General features: G+C 73.5%; 12 protein-coding genes. 3 read left to right on the top strand and 9 right to left on the bottom strand.

Annotated elements, in window-relative coordinates:
- Positions 1 to 2 precede the first annotated feature (2 nt).
- Entirely contained in the window at positions 3 to 1,670 is a 1,668-nt protein-coding gene (locus tag ACIP5K_RS23970; RefSeq protein ID WP_401412481.1) for a DUF885 domain-containing protein, read from the top strand.
- Positions 1,671 to 1,682: 12 nt separating this feature from the next.
- On the opposite strand, the gene ACIP5K_RS23965 is transcribed toward ACIP5K_RS23970, so the two are convergent.
- Positions 1,683 to 2,180, bottom strand: a complete 498-nt coding sequence (locus tag ACIP5K_RS23965) for a rhodanese-like domain-containing protein (RefSeq protein WP_401412479.1) — start codon at positions 2,178 to 2,180, stop codon at positions 1,683 to 1,685.
- 159 nt (positions 2,181 to 2,339) lie between these two features.
- Between ACIP5K_RS23965 and ACIP5K_RS23960 the strand changes: the two genes are divergently transcribed.
- The gene (locus tag ACIP5K_RS23960) at positions 2,340 to 2,810 is read left to right on the top strand and encodes an Lrp/AsnC family transcriptional regulator (RefSeq protein WP_401412477.1); all 471 of its coding nucleotides are present in this window, start codon (positions 2,340 to 2,342) and stop codon (positions 2,808 to 2,810) included.
- A 25-nt stretch (positions 2,811 to 2,835) separates the two neighbouring features.
- Here the strand turns inward: ACIP5K_RS23960 and ACIP5K_RS23955 are convergent, their stop codons facing one another.
- From ACIP5K_RS23955 to ACIP5K_RS23920, 8 genes are all read right to left on the bottom strand, one after another.
- Entirely contained in the window at positions 2,836 to 6,039 is a 3,204-nt protein-coding gene (locus ACIP5K_RS23955; protein WP_401412475.1) for an AAA family ATPase, read from the bottom strand.
- Complete coding sequence (locus tag ACIP5K_RS23950) at positions 6,036 to 7,205, bottom strand: exonuclease SbcCD subunit D (protein WP_401412473.1); 1,170 nt, start codon at positions 7,203 to 7,205, stop codon at positions 6,036 to 6,038. The genes ACIP5K_RS23955 and ACIP5K_RS23950 overlap by 4 nt, the downstream gene beginning before the upstream one ends.
- A gap of 83 nt (positions 7,206 to 7,288) precedes the next feature.
- A complete protein-coding gene (locus tag ACIP5K_RS23945; RefSeq protein ID WP_401412471.1) occupies positions 7,289 to 8,581 on the bottom strand; it encodes a ThuA domain-containing protein in 1,293 nt (430 codons plus the stop codon).
- Positions 8,582 to 8,607: 26 nt separating this feature from the next.
- Positions 8,608 to 10,737 (bottom strand): RICIN domain-containing protein, encoded by a 2,130-nt coding sequence (locus tag ACIP5K_RS23940; protein ID WP_401412772.1) that lies wholly within the window; start codon positions 10,735 to 10,737, stop codon positions 8,608 to 8,610.
- Between the two features lie 132 nt (positions 10,738 to 10,869).
- Entirely contained in the window at positions 10,870 to 12,267 is a 1,398-nt protein-coding gene (locus ACIP5K_RS23935; RefSeq protein ID WP_401412470.1) for a lectin, read from the bottom strand.
- 236 nt (positions 12,268 to 12,503) lie between these two features.
- Positions 12,504 to 13,604, bottom strand: coding sequence for an LLM class flavin-dependent oxidoreductase (locus ACIP5K_RS23930; RefSeq protein WP_401412468.1), 1,101 nt, complete (start codon positions 13,602 to 13,604; stop codon positions 12,504 to 12,506).
- A 28-nt stretch (positions 13,605 to 13,632) separates the two neighbouring features.
- On the bottom strand, positions 13,633 to 14,187 hold the full coding sequence (gene ssuE / locus ACIP5K_RS23925) for an NADPH-dependent FMN reductase (RefSeq protein WP_401412466.1): 555 nt from the start codon (positions 14,185 to 14,187) through the stop codon (positions 13,633 to 13,635).
- Between the two features lie 469 nt (positions 14,188 to 14,656).
- Positions 14,657 to 15,277: a YigZ family protein gene (locus tag ACIP5K_RS23920; RefSeq protein WP_401412464.1), complete on the bottom strand. Its 621-nt coding sequence runs from the start codon at positions 15,275 to 15,277 to the stop codon at positions 14,657 to 14,659.
- Between the two features lie 172 nt (positions 15,278 to 15,449).
- Here ACIP5K_RS23920 and ACIP5K_RS23915 point away from each other — a divergent pair, with 172 nt between their 5' ends.
- Positions 15,450 to 17,411, top strand: coding sequence for an amino acid transporter (locus tag ACIP5K_RS23915; RefSeq protein WP_401412462.1), 1,962 nt, complete (start codon positions 15,450 to 15,452; stop codon positions 17,409 to 17,411).
- Positions 17,412 to 17,430 lie beyond the last annotated feature (19 nt).

Genomic DNA, 17,430 nt, shown 5'->3' with positions numbered 1-17,430 from the left:
GCATGTCAGACATCGCGCACACCCCCCGCCAGGTCGCGGACTCCTACGTCGACGAGCTGATCGCCCTCGACCCGGTCACCGGCACCTACCTCGGCGTACCGTCCGCCCACAGCAAGCTGCCCGACCTCTCGCCCGCGGGCCTCGACGCGGTCGCCGCGCTGGCCCGGCGGACGCTGGAGCGGCTCGACGCGGCCGAGCGGGGGCCCGCGGCCGACAGCGACGTCGAGCGGCGCTGCGCCCGGCTGCTGCGCGAGCGGCTCACCGCCGAACTCGCCGTGCACGACGCGGACGAGCACCTGCGCGCCGTCGCGAACCTGGGCTCGCCCGTGCACCACGTGCGGGAGGTCTTCACGATCACGCCGACCGGCACGGACGAGGACTGGGCGGCGATCGCCGCGCGGCTGCGGGCGGTCCCGGCGGCGTTCGCCGGATACCGCGAGACGCTCGCGCTCGGCCTGGAGCGCAAGCTGCACGGCGGGCCGCGCCCGACCGCGACGTTCGTCGGACAGCTCGCCGAATGGGCGGGCTGGTTCGGCGAGTTCGTGGCCGCGGGCCCCGAGACGCTGCGCGACGAACTCACGGCGGCCGCAGCGGCGGCCGACGCCGCGACCCTGGAGCTGCGCGACTGGATGCGCGACGTGTACGCGCCGGCCGTCGAGGGGTCCGCGGACGTGGTGGGCCGCGAGCGCTACGCCCGCTGGTCGCGCTACTACAACGGCACGGACCTCGACCTCGACGAGGCGTACGCGTACGGCTGGAGCGAGTTCCACCGGCTGCTCGCCGAGATGCGGCTGGAGGCGGAGAAGATCCTGCCCGGCGCCGCGACGCCGTGGGTGGCGCTCGCGCACCTCGACGAGCACGGGCGGCACATCGAGGGCGTCGAGGAGGTCCGGCAGTGGCTCCAGGACCTCATGGACGAGGCGATCGACACGCTCGACGGCACCCACTTCGAACTCGCGGAGCGGGTACGGAAGGTGGAGTCGTGCATCGCGCCCTCCGGCAGCGCGGCCGCGCCGTACTACACGGAGCCGTCGGTCGACTTCTCCCGGCCCGGCCGGACCTGGCTGCCGACGATGGGCCAGACCCGCTTCCCCGTCTACGACCTGGTGTCGACCTGGTACCACGAGGGCGTTCCCGGCCACCACCTCCAGCTCGCGCAGTGGGCGCACGTCGCCGACGACCTCTCGCGCTACCAGGCGACCGTCGGCATCGTCTCCGCGAACGCCGAGGGCTGGGCGCTGTACGCGGAGCGGCTGATGGACGAGCTGGGCCACCTGACCGACGCCGAGACGCGGATCGGGTACCTGGACGCGCAGATGATGCGGGCGTGCCGGGTCATCGTCGACATCGGCATGCACCTGGAGCTGGAGATCCCGGCGGACTCGCCGTTCCACCCCGGCGAGCGCTGGACGCCCGGGCTGGCCCAGGAGTTCTTCGGCGCGCACAGCAGCCGCCCCGCGGACTTCGTGGAGAGCGAGCTGACCCGCTATCTGTCGATCCCCGGCCAGGCGATCGGCTACAAGCTGGGCGAGCGCGCGTGGCTGCTGGGCCGGGCCAACGCGCGGGCGGCGCACGGTGACGCGTTCGACGCGAAGGCGTGGCACATGGCGGCGCTGTCGCAGGGGTCGCTGGGCCTCGACGACCTGGTGGACGAGCTCTCCAAGCTGTAGGGGGAGGGCGGTTCAGCAGCCGCAGTCGGCGCCGTCGGCCGGCGCCGTGAGGGGGTCCGCGCTCTGCCGCGCGGGCCCCTCCCACGTCTCGTGGGCGAAGCCCTCGCGCACCCAGTACTCGAAGCCGCCCAGCATCTCCTTGACCTGGAAGCCGAGTTCGGCGAGGGCGAGGGCGGAGCGGGCCGCTCCGTTGCAGCCCGGGCCCCAGCAGTAGGTGACGACGGGCACGGACGGGTCGAGGAGCTGTCCGGCCTGCTCGGGGACGAGCGCCGTGGGCAGGTGGACGGCGCCGGGGACGTGGCCCTGGTCCCAGGCGGCGGTGGAGCGCGAGTCGACGACCACGAAGCCCGGGTCGGCGGGATACGCGGCGAGCGCGGCGGCGACGTCGGACACGTCGGCGTGGAAGGCGAGGCTCGCCCGGAAGTAGGCGGCCGCGGCGGCCGGCGGGGCGGGGGCGACACGCAGCACCGGGTGGTCAGCGGTGGAGCGGGGGGTGGTGGTCTCGGGCATGGGGGGACGGGTCCTTCCGTGACGTGGTCCTGGATCGCGGGGGCGCGGTCGGTCGCGCTCTCCCTGACCGGAAATCTACGGCCGTCGCCCCGCATCCTGAAGGGACGATCCCCGGCATCCGGCTTGCTCCGCCGACGTTTCCCCGGTTAGCTCGGGACCATGACCGACGATTCCACCGCCGATGCGCCGTCGTACGCGCCCGATGCCACGGACTGGCAGATCCTGCGGGCCCTCCAGAGCGAGGGCCGCGCCAGTTACGCGGAGCTGGCGCGGGCGGTGTCGATGTCCGCGAGCGCGGTGACGGAGCGGGTGCGGCGCCTGGAGGAGTCGGGGGTGATCGCCGGATACACCGCGGTGGTCGTTCCGGAGCGGCTCGGGCTGCCGATCCTGGCCTTCGTCCGCCTGCGCTACCCGAACGGGAACTACAAGCCGTTCCACGACCTCGTCGAGGTGACCCCCGAGATCCTGGAGGCGCACCACGTCACGGGCGACGACTGCTTCGTCATCAAGGTCGCGGCGCGGTCGATGCGGCACCTGGAGGAGATCTCCGGGAAGATCGGCACGCTGGGCTCGGTGACGACGAGCGTGGTGTACTCCTCGCCCCTGCCGCGCCGGGCGATCGGGCGCTGAGCCGCGGCCGGACGGTGCGCGCCGGTCAGCCGTCGCCGGTGCCGCGCCGGCGGATCTCCGACCCGTCCCGGCCCTTCACGATCTCCAGCTGGGCGTGGACGCGGCGCCGCAGGTCCCCGACGTGGCTGACGATGCCGACGCTGCGGTCCCGCTCGCGCAGCGCGTCGAGGACGTCGAGCACGTCGTCGAGGGTCTGGTCGTCGAGGCTGCCGAAGCCCTCGTCGATGAAGAGGGTGTCGAGCCGGACGCCGCCCGCCTCGTCCGTGACGACGTCGGCGAGGCCGAGGGCCAGGGCGAGGGACGCGAAGAACGTCTCGCCGCCGGAGAGCGTCGCGGTGTCCCGCTCCCGGCCCGTCCACGCGTCGACGACGTGCAGGCCGAGGCCCGACCGGCCGCGCCCGGCGAGGGAGTCGGAGTGCACCAGGGTGTAGCGCCCGGACGACATGCGGCTCAGCCGGGCGGTCGCGGCGGCCGCCACCTGTTCGAGCCGGGCCGCGAGGACGTACGACTCCAGGCGCATCTTGCGTTCGTTGTCCGCGGCCGTGCCCGCGGCGAGGGCGGCGAGCCGGGCCACGCGCGTGTAGGTGGTGCGCAGCGGGCCGAGGCGGCGGGCCTCGGTGGCGACGCGCCGGGACAGCCGGTCCAGGTCCGTGCAGCGGCGCTGGGCCGCGTCCCGCGCGGAGCCCGCCGCCCGCACGCGCGCGTCGGCGGCCTCGGCCGCGGCGCGGGCGGCCTCGACGGCCGCCCGCGGCCTGCGGGCGGCGGCCGCGGTGTCCTCCTCGGCGAGGATCGCGCGGACCGCCGCGTCCTCGTTCTGCCAGGCGTCGATGCGGTGCTGCAACGCGCGGTGGCGCGCGTCGTCGAGCTGGGCGGCGGCCGCGGCCCGCGGGGTGTCGAAGCCCGCCCTGAACGCGGCGTCGGCGAGCCGCGCGTCGGCGTCCTTGAGGCGCTGCGCGGTGTCCTCGACGGCGCGGGCCGCGTCGGCCGCCGCGCCGAGCACGTCCACGAGCCGCTCCAGCTGGGCGGCGCGCGCTTCGACGCTGGACGCGGCGCCCCGCGCCTGCGTCAACTCGCTCTCCAGGCCGCCCTGTTCACGTTCCAGCGCGTCCCGGGTCGAGGCGCGGGCGGCGGCCCGGGTAGTGGCCTCCTGCCGGATGGTGAGCCGGCGCTCGTGCTCGCTCTGCCCCTGGGCCAGCCGCTCGCGGGCCGCGTGCAGGGCGGACGCCTCGGCGTGGGCGGCGGCGTGCCGGTCCTGCAACGCGCGGGCCGCGTCGGCGAGTTCCGCGGCCGGGCCGTCGCCCGCGGCGGCCTTCGCCGCGGCCAGTTCCTCGCGGACGACGCCGGAGCGGCGCTCGCTCTCGGCGTGCCGGTCCTCGGCGGCGCGGTGGGCGGTGAGCGCGGCCTCCTCGGCGGCGCGGTCGACGTGGCCGGCCGCCTTCCGCTGGGGCGCGGGGTGCGCGGTGGCGCCGCACACGGCGCAGGGCTCGCCGTCGCGCAGCTCCTCGGCGAGTTCGGCGGCGATGCCGCGCAGCCGCTGTTCCTTCAGGTCGAGCCAGTGCTCATGGGCGTGGGCCGCCTCCTCGCGGGCGCGCAGGGTGTCCGCCCGCGCGGTGTCGGCCTGCTCGGCCAGCCGGTCGCGCTCGCGGGCGGCGCGGGCCTGGCGCAGCGCGGGCTCCAGCTGGCCGGCGAGGTGCTCGGCGCGGGTCGTCGCCTCCTGGGCGCGGTCGACGTGCTCCTGGAGGTCGGTGCGGCGGGTGTCCCAGCGGGCGAGCCACTGGTCGGCCTCCGCCAGCAGTTCGGTGTCCGCCCGCTCCTCACGGTCGAGGTCCGCGCGCTCCCGGCCCAGTGCGGTGAGCCGGCGCTCGGCCCGGCGCGCCGCGTCGAGCCCGCCGAGTTCCTGGGCGGCGCGCCGGGTGGCCTCGGCCAGTGCGCCGGGACCCGCCTCGGCCAGCCTCCCGCCGTCCGGCCCACCGCCTTCCGCCGACCCGTCCGATCCGTCACCTTCTGCCGAGCCGTCCGACCCGTCACCTTCTGCCGAGCCGTCCGACCCGTCACCTTCTGCCCAGCCGTCACCCTGCCCCGACCCGGAAACCCCGGACCCCGAGCCCGCCCCGGAGTACCCGGCCACCCCGCCACCGGCGGTCTCCGCGCGGAGGGCCGCCCGGGCCCGGGTCTCCTCGCGGAGCGCGTCGCGGTGCTCGGCGTCGGCGGCGTCGCGCAGGTCGAGCGCGGGGGCGACCGCGGCCGCCTTGCGACCCCGCTCCATCTGTTCGCGCACCGCCCGCAGCTCGGCCTCCTGCCCGGCCAGTGCCGCCGCCCGGGCCTCGGCCTGCGCGAAGCGGCGCTGGAGCCGGTCCGTCTCCTGGGCGTCGGCGAGGTCGTGGCGGGCCGCCGTGCCCGCCGACTCGGCGGCGCTCAGGGCGAGATGGGTGTGCGTGTAGTGCTCGCGGGCCGTGGAGCGGGCGACGGCCGCCCAGCCGAGGACGGCGTCGGCGACGCCGGGGTCGCCGGGCGCCGCGTCGACCGGCGGTGTCTCCACCACGTCGCCCGCGGCCTGCTGCATCCGGTGCGCGTCGGCCAGCAGCTCGGCGTCGCCCGCCGTGACCTGCTTCTCGGCGGCGCGCCGGTCCTCGGCGAGCCGCTGCTCGACGGCGGCGAACCGGCGGGTGTCGAAGAGCCGGCCGAGCAGCTTCCCGCGGGCCTCGGCGTCGGCGCGCAGGAAGCGGGCGAAGTCGCCCTGCGGGAGCAGCACGACCTGGCAGAACTGGTCCTTGCTCATGCCGAGCAGCTGGGTGATCTCCTCGCCGATCTCCTGGTGGGAGCGGCTGAGGTCCTTCCACTCCCCCGCCACGGCGTCGTACTCGCGCAGCCAGCTCTGCGCCTTCTCCGTGGTGAATCCGGTGCCGCGCTTCTTGGGGCGGGCGAAGGGCGGCTGCCGGGTGAGTTCGAGCCGGCGGCCGGCGACGGTCAGGTCGAGGCGGACCTCCGTGCGCACGCCGGGTCCCGCGTGGTCGCTGCGCAGGTTCAGGCCCTGTCCGCCGGCGCTCTGCCGGGCGCCGGGCACCGATCCGTACAGCGCGTAGCAGACCGCGTCGAGGACGGAGGTCTTGCCGGCGCCGGTCGGGCCGTGCAGCAGGAAGAGGCCGGCCGCCGACAGGGCGTCGAAGTCGACTTCCTGGCTGCCGCCGAAGGGGCCGAAGGCGGTGAGGTGGAGGGTGTGCAGTCTCACCGGGCGCCCTCGCGCTCGTGCTGGACGGCGTCGGTGCGCACGGCGTCGAAGGCGGCGCGCAGCACGGCCCGCTCGTCCGCGTCGGGCCCGGCTCCCCGGACGTGGGTCACGAAGTCCTCCGCGATCTCGTGGTCGTCGCGCCCCTTGAGGCGCTCCGCGTAGCTGGCGTCCGGTCCGCTCTCGGTCCTGCGGGGTTCGAAGAGCAGGCTGAGGGTGTGCGGGAAGCGTTCGGCGAGGCGGGCCATCGGGTCGTCGGGCCGGACCGCGTCGGTGAGCGTGGCCTCCACCCAGGACTCCTCGTGGCCGGCGAGCGCGGGGTCGGCGAGGAGGCCGGCCAGGTCGCCGCGGATGCGGGCGAGCGGGCGCGGCACCGGGCAGTACAGCCGCTCGGCGGTCACCGCGCCGGCGCCGTCGAGGTCGACCAGCCACATGCTCTTGCGGTGGTCGGCCTCGGAGAAGGAGTACGGGAGGGGGGAGCCGGAGTAGCGGATCCGCTCGGAGATGACCTGGCTGCCGTGCAGGTGCCCGAGGGCCGCGTAGTCGACGCCGTCGAAGACGCCCGCGGGCACGGCCGCGACGCCGCCGACCGTGATGTCGCGCTCGCTGTCGCTCGGTGCGCCGCCGGTGACGAAGGCGTGCGCGAGGACGACGGAGCGGGTTCCGGCCGGGCGCCGGGCGAGGTCCGCGCGCACCCGGTCCATGGCCGCGGCGAGCACCTGTTCATGGCCCGCCCTGGCGAGGGCGAACTCGTCCTTGACCAGTGCGGGCTCCAGGTACGGCAGGCCGTAGAACGCCACGTCGCCGTGGTCGTCGGTGAGCACGACGGGCTCGCCGCAGCGGCCCGCCTCGGTGCGCAGGTGGATCCCGGCGCGGCCGATGAGTCCGGCGCCGACGCCGAGGCGGCGCGCCGAGTCGTGGTTCCCGGAGATCATCACGGTGGGCACGCCGAGGTCGGCGAGGCGGTGCAGCACGTCGTCGTACAGCTCGACGGCGGCCAGCGGGGGCACGGCGCGGTCGTACACGTCGCCCGAGACGACCACCGCGTCGACCTCGCGCTCGCGCACGGTGTCGACGAGGTGGGCGATGAACGCGGCCTGGGCGCCGAGCATGTTCACCCGGTGGAACGAGCGTCCCAGGTGCCAGTCGGACGTGTGCAGGAGCCTCATGGGACACGAGGCTAGCCGCTGGGTCGGACATCACGTGCGGAACGCCCGCACCGGGCGCCCCGCACCGTGACGTGTGTCACTCGTCAGCCGGCGGTCACCGTGAAGCTCTGTGCCGCCGTGCCGTCACAGGCACGCTGGGTGAGCTGCGCGCCGTTCGCGGCGGTGGCGGCCGCGGTGAGGCACTTGCCGCTGTGCCGGGCTGCGAAGTGGTAGCGCCCGGCGGCCTCCTTCACGGGGAGCCACTGCTGGTTCTGCCCGCCGCCGTACGCCCACAGCTGGAGCGGTGCGCCGTCGGCGGAGGAGACGCCGGTCACGTCGATGACCTGCTGCGGGTTGGGGCGCACCCCGATGCGCCGGTGTCCGCCGTCGGTGGCGGCGAGCCGGAACTGCTGGGCCTGGGTGCCGTTGCAGGTGTATTGCTGGATGGCGGTGCCGTTGGCGGTGGCGGCGGCGCGGGCGTCGACGCAGGTGCCGTTGCCGGTGTTCCTCAGGGAGTACCAGGCGGTCTCGGAGAGCGTGTCGTCCGGCGGTGTGGTGCCGCCGGCGCCGCCGAGCCACTTGAGCCCGTCCAGCAGGAACCGGTTCTGGTTCGCGCTGGCGAACGTCGACGACGTACGGGTGTTCGTGTCGTAGTTCATCGCGTTGTGGCCGAAGTTCGCGTACAGCATCCGGTACTTCGTGTTGGTCCACAGGATCGGGTAGTAGCCGCTGTACCAGGACTGGTTCGGGTCCGTGCCCAGCGGGAAGCTGCTGGGGTCGACCGAGGCGAGGATCTTGATGTCGGGGTTCTGCCGGAGGTCGTTGGACCAGCTGTACCACTCGCTGACCGACGAGGTGAACGTGGCGGGCAGGTTCACGGTGGCGGGGTGGGTGCGGTCCTCGACCTTGAGCGTCGCGGACGTCGGGCCCCAGGTGTTGGACGCGAAGTCGCCGCTGCCCAGGAACTGGTTGTGGTACCAGGACCAGCTCGCCGCGTCCGTGGTGAAGGCGGAGACGTGGAAGCCCATCCAGGCGCCGCCGCCGCGCATGTACTGCTCGAACCCGGTCCGCTGGGCGGCGGTCTGCGGCAGGTCGTCGAGGAACAGGACGACCTGGTAGGCGTTGACGCCGCCGTTGGCGAGGAGGTCCCAGTCGCTGCTCGCGGTGTAGGTGAAGCCGTTGGCGGCGGCCTGCCCGGGCAGCCAGTCGTTGGCCTCCTTCTCGAAGTCGATGTGCGCCGCGTCCCAGGTGCCGCTGTAGAGGCCGAGCACCTTGAAGGGGGCGGCCGCCGCGCCGCTCGCGTGGGCCGCGGGCGGCGCCGCGAGCCCGAGCAGGGCCGCGAGCAGTACGAGGATCCGCAGGGCCGTGCGGGTGGATCCGGATCTGATGGTGGGCATCGTTCGATCGGTCCTCTCGCCGGGTGTTACGGGTAGTTGGTGAGGTAGGCGACGTTGCCGGCGGAGTTGGACGGTCCTCCGGTGTTGTTGATGATGTGGCTGATGGTGCCGGTGCCGCCGAGGGAGACGGTCACCATGTCGTGGAACCGGACGCCGGAGGTGTTCGGCACCTCGAAGGCGCGGTCGGCGACGACGCCGGGGTTGGCGCTGAAGTAGCAGTAGCTGCCGAGCCCCCACGCCTCGTGGCTGGTGACGGAGTCGGCGACCTTGTAGGCGGGGTAGCCCTTGCCGCCGCCGTTCATCCAGGCGGCCTGGTTCGGCGGGTCGTAGGGCATCTCGTTCTGGAAGAAGTACGTGCGGCCGCCGTTGCCGTTCCAGACGACCTGGGTCTTCTGGAAGTGCTCGACGAACAGGCCGTACGCGGTCACGTCGGCGCCGTTGACGACGAGCCCGGTGTCGGCCGTGTTGGCGCTCCAGCCGACGGTTCCGCCGTTGCCGTGGTCGGCCCGCCAGATCCAGGTGTGGTCGATGACCGTGTTCGGGCTGTTGACGACCAGGGAGTTGCTGGCCCTGCCGACGGTGGCGCCGCCGATCCGGACGAAGAAGTCCGTCAGCTGGACGGGGTCGGCCGCGTGGTTGGCGGAGGATCCGTCGGGGCCGATGCGCACCAGTGTCGAGGAGTTGGTGGTCCCCGCGTCGATGAGCAGGCCGGCCAGCTGAATGCCGTCCACGTCGGCGGTGCTGAGCGCGGTGATCCCGCCGTCCGGTACGAGGGTGGCGAGGCCCATGCCGAGGACGACCGTGTCGGGGCGGGTGATGTTCAGCGTCTGGCTCAGGTGGTAGACGCCGGGGGTGACCAGCAGGTTCTTGCCGGCGGCGAGGGCCGCGTTCATGTCGGCCGCGGTGGCGCCGGGCTTGACGATGAAGAACTGGTCGAGCGGCAGCGAGGTGCCCGCGGGGGTCCTGCCGCTCCAGGTGGTGCCGACCGCGTTCGCCCGCAGCGCGGGCACGAACACCTTGTAGGCGCCCGCCCCGTCCACGTAGAGGAACGGCTTCTCGCGGATCGTCGGGGTGCTCGCGACGGTGGTGTACGTCGGGAAGGACTGGGCCGGTGCGCCCTGGTCGCCGACGAAGACCATGTTCCAGTTCGAGCCCGACCAGCTGCCCATCTGGGAGTTGCGGGTGAGGAACTGCTGCTGGGAGCCGGAGCGGATCTGGCCGTCGACCTTGGTGTCGGAGATGAAGCCGCCGCTGGACCAGCCGCCGTCGTCGAGCGCGAGGTTGCCGCGCACGTGCATGCGCCGGTAGGGGGCGGCCTGCGAGACGGCCCAGCGGTCGGTGCCGCCGGTCGGGTTGACCGACAGGTTCTCGGCGTCGCGCCAGAAGTTCTGGGTGGCGTTGCCCTGGAACCAGTCGGCCTCGGCGTGCACGGCGCCGTTGATGGTCACGTCGTCGGGCGACAGGCCGAGCCCCGCGACCTGGGTGTAGAAGCCGACGTTGGCGTCGGCGCTGTAGGTGCCGGGCTTGAAGAGCAGGGCCTGGCGGGCCGAGCCGAACTGGTTGGTCTGCTGCTGGGCGAAGACCGAGTTCAGCTTCGACTGGATGCTCGACGCCGGCATCGACGGGTCGAAGACGGTGACGTTCGGGCCGAAGTCGGGCGTGCCGGGCGGGTTCGTCGCGCCGCCGCCGAGCGTGAAGGACTGGGCGGCCGTGCCGTTGCAGGTGTACTGCGCGAGCTGGACGCTGTCCGCGGTGGAGGCGCTGGGCACGTCCAGGCACTTGCCGCTGTTGCGGTTCACGAAGTGGTAGGCGCCGTCGGCCTCGGCGACGGGCAGCCACTGCTGGTTGGCGCCGCCGGAGTAGGTCCACAGCTGGATCGCCGCGGAGTCGGCGGTGGAGACGTTGGTGACGTCCCACGCCTTGGTGGCGGCGAGGCCGCTGTTCACCCGGTAGTAGCCGCCGCTGGTGGCGACGAGCTGCCAGGTCTGGGCGGTGCTGCCGTTGCAGCCGTACTGCTGGACGGCGGTGCCGTCGGCGCTCGCGGCGGCGCGGGCGTCGACGCACTTGCCGCTGCCCTTGTTGACGACGGTGGTGGGCCCGGCCGGGAGGGCGGCGGCCGCCCGGGGCGTCGCGCTCGCGGGCGTCTGCGCGGCCATCTCGATTCCGGTCGCGGTCGTCGCCACGAGGGCGATCGCGGTGAGCACTCCGGGTGTCCGGCGTCTGAGCGCGGACCCGGGGACGGATCTGAACACGGAGATCTCCTGTGTCCTCGAGGGGTGGGGGGACCGTCAGCCGGTGTACTTGGCGAGGATGCCGGTGAACTGCCATGCGCTCTGGGCCACGCCCGAGCAGGTGTCGTCGTTCGGGTAGCCGCCGGAGCAGGGCCGGTCGCGGTTGGCCGACCAGAAGGTGAGGCGCGCGAGGTGGTGCTGCTGCGCGTAGGCCAGGATGGTCTGGAAGTCGGCGGGGGTGACGGTCTCGTTGTCGTCGGTGATCCCGTTCATGGACGAGATGCCCATGCCCCGGTACGCCTGGTCGTCGCTGTAGCCGTACGCGTTCTTGAGGGCGGTCTTGAGGCCCTCGGCCGCCCTGGTGGTCAGCGTGCCCATGTTCTGGCCCGCGCCGCCGAAGTCGAACGGCATGATGGTCCAGCTGTCCACCGTGAGACCGGAGTTGGCGGCGCGGTTGATCAGGCTGGTGTCGGGGCCCGACTGGCCGGTGCCGATGGTGACATACACCTTGATGCCCGGGTTGGCGGCCTTGACCGTCTTCAGCGCGTCCACCGTGCGCTGCTGCACGGTGCCGTTGCTGTACGCGTCGGCCTCCAGGTCGATGTCGATGGCCTTGAGCCCGTACGCGTCGATGACCTTCTGGTAGGCGCCCGCCAGCGCACCGGCGCTGGTGCAGGAGCTCTCCAGCTTGTTGCCGCTGTAGCCGCCGAACGACGGGACGACGTCGCCGCCGTTCGCGCGCACCGTGTTGATGGTCTGCTGGTCGACGCCGCCGGTCAGCGGGCGGCCGCCGTCCCACTGCGGGTTGCAGGTGCCGTTGCTCAGGACGAAGGCGAGGGTGAACCACTTGACGCCGGTGGCGTTCATGATCGTGGTCGGGCTCGGCGGGTTGCCCCAGCCGTTGTAGAGGTACGGGGCGACGGCCATCGGCGCCGAGCCGGGCGGCGTGGTGCCGCCGCCGGCGGGCGCGGTCCACTTCTGGTTGGCGGCGCCGGTGCAGCTCCAGATCTGGACGGGGGTGCCGTTCGCGGAGGTGTTGCCGGTGACGTCGGCGCACTTGCCGGACTGCTGGCCGACGAGGTCGCGGGCGGCGGAGACGGTCCACTTCTGGTTGGCGCTCCCGGCGCAGTCCCACAGCTGGAGCCGGGCGCCGTTGGCGGTCGCGTTGCCGGTGACGTCGAGACACTTGCCGAGGGCGCGGATCGTGCCGTCGGTGCCGACCGTCCACTGCTGGGCGGCGGTTCCGTTGCAGTCGTAGAGCTGGACCGCGGTGCCGTTGGCGGAGCTCGCCGCCGCCACGTCGAGGCACTTGCCGCCGAGTCCGGTGATGGTGCCGGTGGCCGCCGCGGCGGGGGTCGTGGCGAGGGCGCCGGCCGACACCGTCAGCAGCACGGTGGCGAGTGCGGCGCGCACGGCGGTGGAGCGGGAGGGGGCAGATCTGGGCAGGGGGGACATAGGGGTTCACAGCCCTTCATGGGAGGCCGTCGACGGGGGGAAACGGGTGTTCATGGAGATGAACAGCGGGTGCATTCATGAAGCTGTGGCGAACGGGAACCTAAAGGTCTGCACCAAAGGCGTCAAGAGATGAAACCGAGATGACCGTCAACGGATCTGCGCCCATGAGGACTTGAACACGGCAAAGCCCCCGGTCAGCGCTCCGGGGGCTTCAACACTACTTAATTCAAGGTTTGCTAAGAAGGGTGCTGCCAGAGTCCGCGCGCGGCGAGCACCGGCAGCACGCCCTCACCGAACCAGTACGCCTCCTCGACGTGCGGATAGCCGGAGAGCACGAACTCGTCGATGCCCAGGGCGTGGTACTCGGCGATCCGGTCGGCGATCTCGCTGTGCGAGCCGACCAGCGCCGTGCCCGCGCCGCCGCGCACGAGCCCGACCCCGGCCCACAGGTTGGGGTAGATCTCCAGCCCGTCGGCGCTGCCGCCGTGCAGGGCGAGCATGCGCCGCTGGCCTTCGGATCCCGAACGGGCGAGACCCGCCTGCACCTCGGCGACGGTCCGGGGATCGACCCCGGCCAGCAGCCGCTCGGCCTGCGCCCACGCCTCCCACGCCGTGTCCCGCGCGATGACGTGCAGCCGGATCCCGAACCTGACCTCGCGCCCCTCGGCCTTGGCGAGCGTGCGGATCCAGTCGATCTTCTCGGCCACCTGGGCGGGCGGTTCGCCCCAGGTCAGGTAGACGTCGCTGTGCCGGGCCGCGACCGGGCCCGCCGCCGCGGACGAGCCGCCGAAGTAGACGGGCGGCACGGGGTCCGGCAGCCGGGTGAGCCGGGCCCCCTCGACGTGCTCGTGCGCCCCCTGGAAGTCCAGGGTCTCCCCGCGCCACAGCGCCCGGACGACGTGCAGGAACTCGTCCGTCCTGGCGTAGCGGGCCTCCTTGTCGAGGAAGTCGCCGTACGCCCGCTGCTCGGGATCCTCGCCGCCGGTGACGATGTTGAGCAGCAGCCGGCCGCCGGAGTGGCGCTGATAGGTGGTCGCCATCTGCGCGGCGAGCGCGGGGCTGAGCAGGCCGGGGCGGAACGCGACGAGGAACTTCAGCCGTTCGGTCTGCTCGACGAGCATCGCCGTGGTGAGCCAGGCGTCCTCGCACCAGGCGCCGGTGGGGGTGAGCGCTCCCGCGAAGCCCAACTGCTCGGCGGTGCGGGCGACCTGGCCCAGATAGGCGAGCGACGCGGGGCGGTCGCCGCCGGCCGAGCCGGTGGGCACGCCGTGGCCGCCGCCGACGATGGAGCGGCTGTCGCCGTTGGTGGGCAGGAACCAGTGGAAGGTCAGGGACATGACGGGTGGTCCTCTCCGGGTCCGGTGCTCAGGCGGCGGCGAGCCGGGAGCCGGCGGGCAGCGCGTCGCGGAAGCGGCCGAGGACCGGGGCGAGCGCCTCGTGCGTCTCGGGGGCGAGGGTGACCGACCCGTCCGCGCCGACGGTGATGTGCCGGTCGAGGACGAACCAGCCCTGGGCGACATCGGCGCCGAGCGAGGTGAGGACGGGCCGCAGCGCGTAGTCGACGGCGAGCACGTGCGCGGGCGAGCCGCCGGTGGCCAGCGGCAGCACGGGCTTGCCGCGCAGCGCGTACTGCGGCAGCAGGTCGAGGAAGGTCTTCAGGACGCCGGAGTAGGCCGCCTTGTACACGGGGCTGGCGACGATCAGGGCGTCGGCGCGGGCCACGAGGGCGACGGCCGCGGCGATGTCCGGGTCGGCGGAGTCGGCGGACAGCAGCCCCTCGGCGGGCAGGGAACGGACGTCGAGGTGGCGTATCTCGTGCCGGGGGGAGGCGAGTTGGGAGCCGAGTTCGCGCACGAGGTGGGCGGTGCGGGAGGCGCCGGGGGCGGAGGCGCTGCCGGTGACGGTGAGGACGAGTGCCACGGGGGGTCCTTTGCGGGGTGGGTGGGGCTGGAGGCGTCGCCGCGGGAACGCGGGAGGGGTGTGCGTCGCCGGGCGCGGCCCGGCGGGGCTGCTCGCGCGCTCCGCCGCGCCCCCGGGGACCGGGGACGCCCGCCCTCCGGGCGGCATCTCCCCCGGTGCGGGCGAGCGGGGAACGGCGCGAGAGGCCCCGCCGGGCCGCCCGCGCCGTCGCACACGCGGCCCGGCGGGCGCGGGGCGTGGTCCGCGACCCGGAACGGGGCGGGCGGGAACGGCAGTCGGACGCGGCAGAGGTCAGACGCGGGCCGGACGGTTCAGGACCGGCTCAGGCGCAGACGCGACAGGAGGTGCTGTTGACCCGTGCGAGATCGACATGACGTCGTCGCGTGAGGTCGTGCCGTCCTGTGTCCATGGGCCCGATTGAATCAGGTGCCGCCTACATCCGTCGAGACCCGCCCACGCCGTGGACGGGTCAGCCGTACGCCTCCCCGCCCAGCTCGAACCCCGCGGTCCCCGCGCTGACGTCGGCCAGCCACGCCCGGAACCGCTCCACGTCGCCCTCGGGCAGCCCGATCTCCAGGGTCACGGCCTCCGCGTACCGGACGTCGCGCACGTCGCGGCCGGTGGCCCGCAGGTCGTTCTCCATCTTTCCGGCGCGGCCGTGGTCGACGGTCACCGTGGCGAGCCGGAACCGGCGGCGCGTCACGGTGCCGAGGGCGTCCAGCGCCTCGCCCACCGCGCCGCCGTACGCCCGGATGAGCCCGCCCGCGCCGAGCTTCACCCCGCCGTAGTACCGGGTCACGACGGCGACGACGTACCGCATGTCGCGCCGGGTCAGCATCTGGAGCATGGGGACGCCCGCGGTGCCGCCCGGCTCCCCGTCGTCGCTCGCCCTCTGCACGCCGGCGTCGGCGCCGATGACGTACGCGTAGCAGTGGTGCGAGGCCGCCGGGTGCTCCCTGCGGACGCCCGCGACGAAGGCCTGCGCCTCCTCCTCGGTCGCGGCGGGCGCGAGCGCGCACAGGAAGCGGGAGCGGTTGACCTCTGTCTCGTGCACGCCCTCGCGGGCCACCGTGCGGTACTCGTCCTGCATCCGGCCAGCGTATGCGCAGGTGCAGCCGGGGTCGCCCCGGCCCGGTGCGCAGGTGACGATGTGATGGATACTCGCACGTCGCCTCTGTCATGAACGGGCTGCCGCGGGGCAGTGCAATCCCGTACCCGATCGAGGACACCACCCCACCGAGCCGCCCGACAGAGAGACCCACATGACCGGCATCCAGGCCGAGATCCCGCCCGCCCGCACTCCGCGCTGGCGGTCCTGGCTGCTGGAGGGGCTCACCGACCGGACCGCCCGCCACCAGGGCCCGCACGGGCGGGTCCCGCAGGAGCACCGCGGCCACAAGTGGTGGCGCGTGATGTGCCTGACGGGCGTCGACTACTTCTCCACGCTCGGCTACCAGCCGGGCATCGCGGCGCTGGCGGCCGGCCTGCTGTCGCCGCTGGCGACGCTGGTCCTGATCGCGCTGACCCTGCTCGGGGCGCTGCCCGTCTACCGCAGGGTCGCGAAGGAGTCGCCGCACGGCGAGGGCTCGATCGCGATGCTGGAGCGGCTGCTGCCCTGGTGGGCGGGGAAGCTGTTCGTGCTGGTGCTGCTCGGTTTCGCGGCGACCGACTTCATGATCACGATGACTCTCTCGGCGGCGGACGCGGCGGCCCACGTCGTGGAGAACCCGTTCGCCCCCGGCTGGCTGCACGACGCGAACCTGTGGATCACCCTGGTGCTGCTCGCGGCGCTCGGCGCGGTCTTCCTGAAGGGCTTCCAGGAGGCCATCCGGGTCGCGGTCGTCCTGGTCGGCGCCTATCTCGCGATGAACGTGGTCGTGCTGGTCACCGCCGCCACCCATGTGCTGACCCGGCCGGTGAAGATCACGAACTGGTGGGACGCGATGACGGCCGAGCACTCCTCGCCGTTCATGATGATCGGCGTCGCCCTGCTCGTCTTCCCGAAACTGGCGCTCGGCATGTCCGGCTTCGAGACCGGCGTCGCGGTGATGCCGCAGATCCAGGGCGGCGCCGACGACACGTACGCCAAGCCGGCCGGCCGGATCCGCGACACCCGCAAGCTGCTCACCACGGCCGCGCTGATCATGAGCTGCTTCCTGCTGCTGTCCAGCCTGGCCACGACCATCCTGATCCCGCAGCACGAGTTCGAGGCGGGCGGTTCGGCCAACGGCCGGGCGCTCGCCTACCTCGCGCACACCTACCTCGGTGAGGGCTTCGGCACGGTCTACGACGTCTCGACCATCGCCATCCTGTGGTTCGCGGGCGCCTCCGCCATGGCGGGCCTGCTCAATCTGGTCCCCCGCTACCTGCCCCGCTACGGCATGGCGCCGGAGTGGACGCGGGCGGTGCGCCCGCTGGTCCTCGTCTTCATGGCGACGGCCGTCGTCATCACCCTGTGGTTCAACGCCAACGTCGACGACCAGTCGGGCGCGTACGCGACGGGCGTGCTGGTGCTGATGCTCTCGGCGTCGTTCGCCTCGACGGCCGCGGTGCACCGGCGCGGCCACCGCGCGGCGACGCTCGGCTTCGGCCTCATCACGGCCGTCTTCGCCTACACGCTCGTCACGAACGTCGTGGAGCGCCCCGACGGCATCAAGATCGCGCTCATCTTCATCGTCGCCATCCTGATCTCCTCCTTCGCCTCCCGCGTGCACCGCGCCTTCGAACTGCGGGCGGGCGCGGTGACGTACGACGACGAGGCGGTCCGGCTGATCGACGCGGCGGCGGCCCGGGGCCCGCTGCGGATCATCGCCAACGAACCGCAGGAGCACAGCACCGCCGCCTACCGCGCCAAGGAGACCGCGCAGCGCGACGACACCCACATCCCCGACGACGGCGTCCTGCTCTTCCTGGAGATCTTCATCCAGGACTCCTCCGACTTCACCGAGGACCTCGTCGTGCACGGCGACGAGAAGCACGGCGTGCGGCGGCTGCGCGTGCACGGCCCGGGCGTGCCCAACACGGTGGCCGCGGTCCTGATGAACCTGCGCGACCGCACCGGCGAGGTGCCGCACGCCTACTTCAACTGGACGGAGGGCCACCCCGTCAGCCATCTGCTGCGCTTCCTCGTCTTCGGCGACGGCGAGGTCGCCCCGGTCACCCGCGAGGTGCTGCGCCGCGCGGAGCCCGACCCGGAGCGGCGCCCGCGCGTCCACGTGGGCTGACCCGCGGGCCGGCCGGTCG

It is taken from the genome of Streptomyces sp. NPDC088785 (assembly GCF_044750685.1).
Classification (GTDB): domain Bacteria; phylum Actinomycetota; class Actinomycetes; order Streptomycetales; family Streptomycetaceae; genus Streptomyces.
This window is presented reverse-complemented; position numbering and strand designations above follow the sequence as displayed.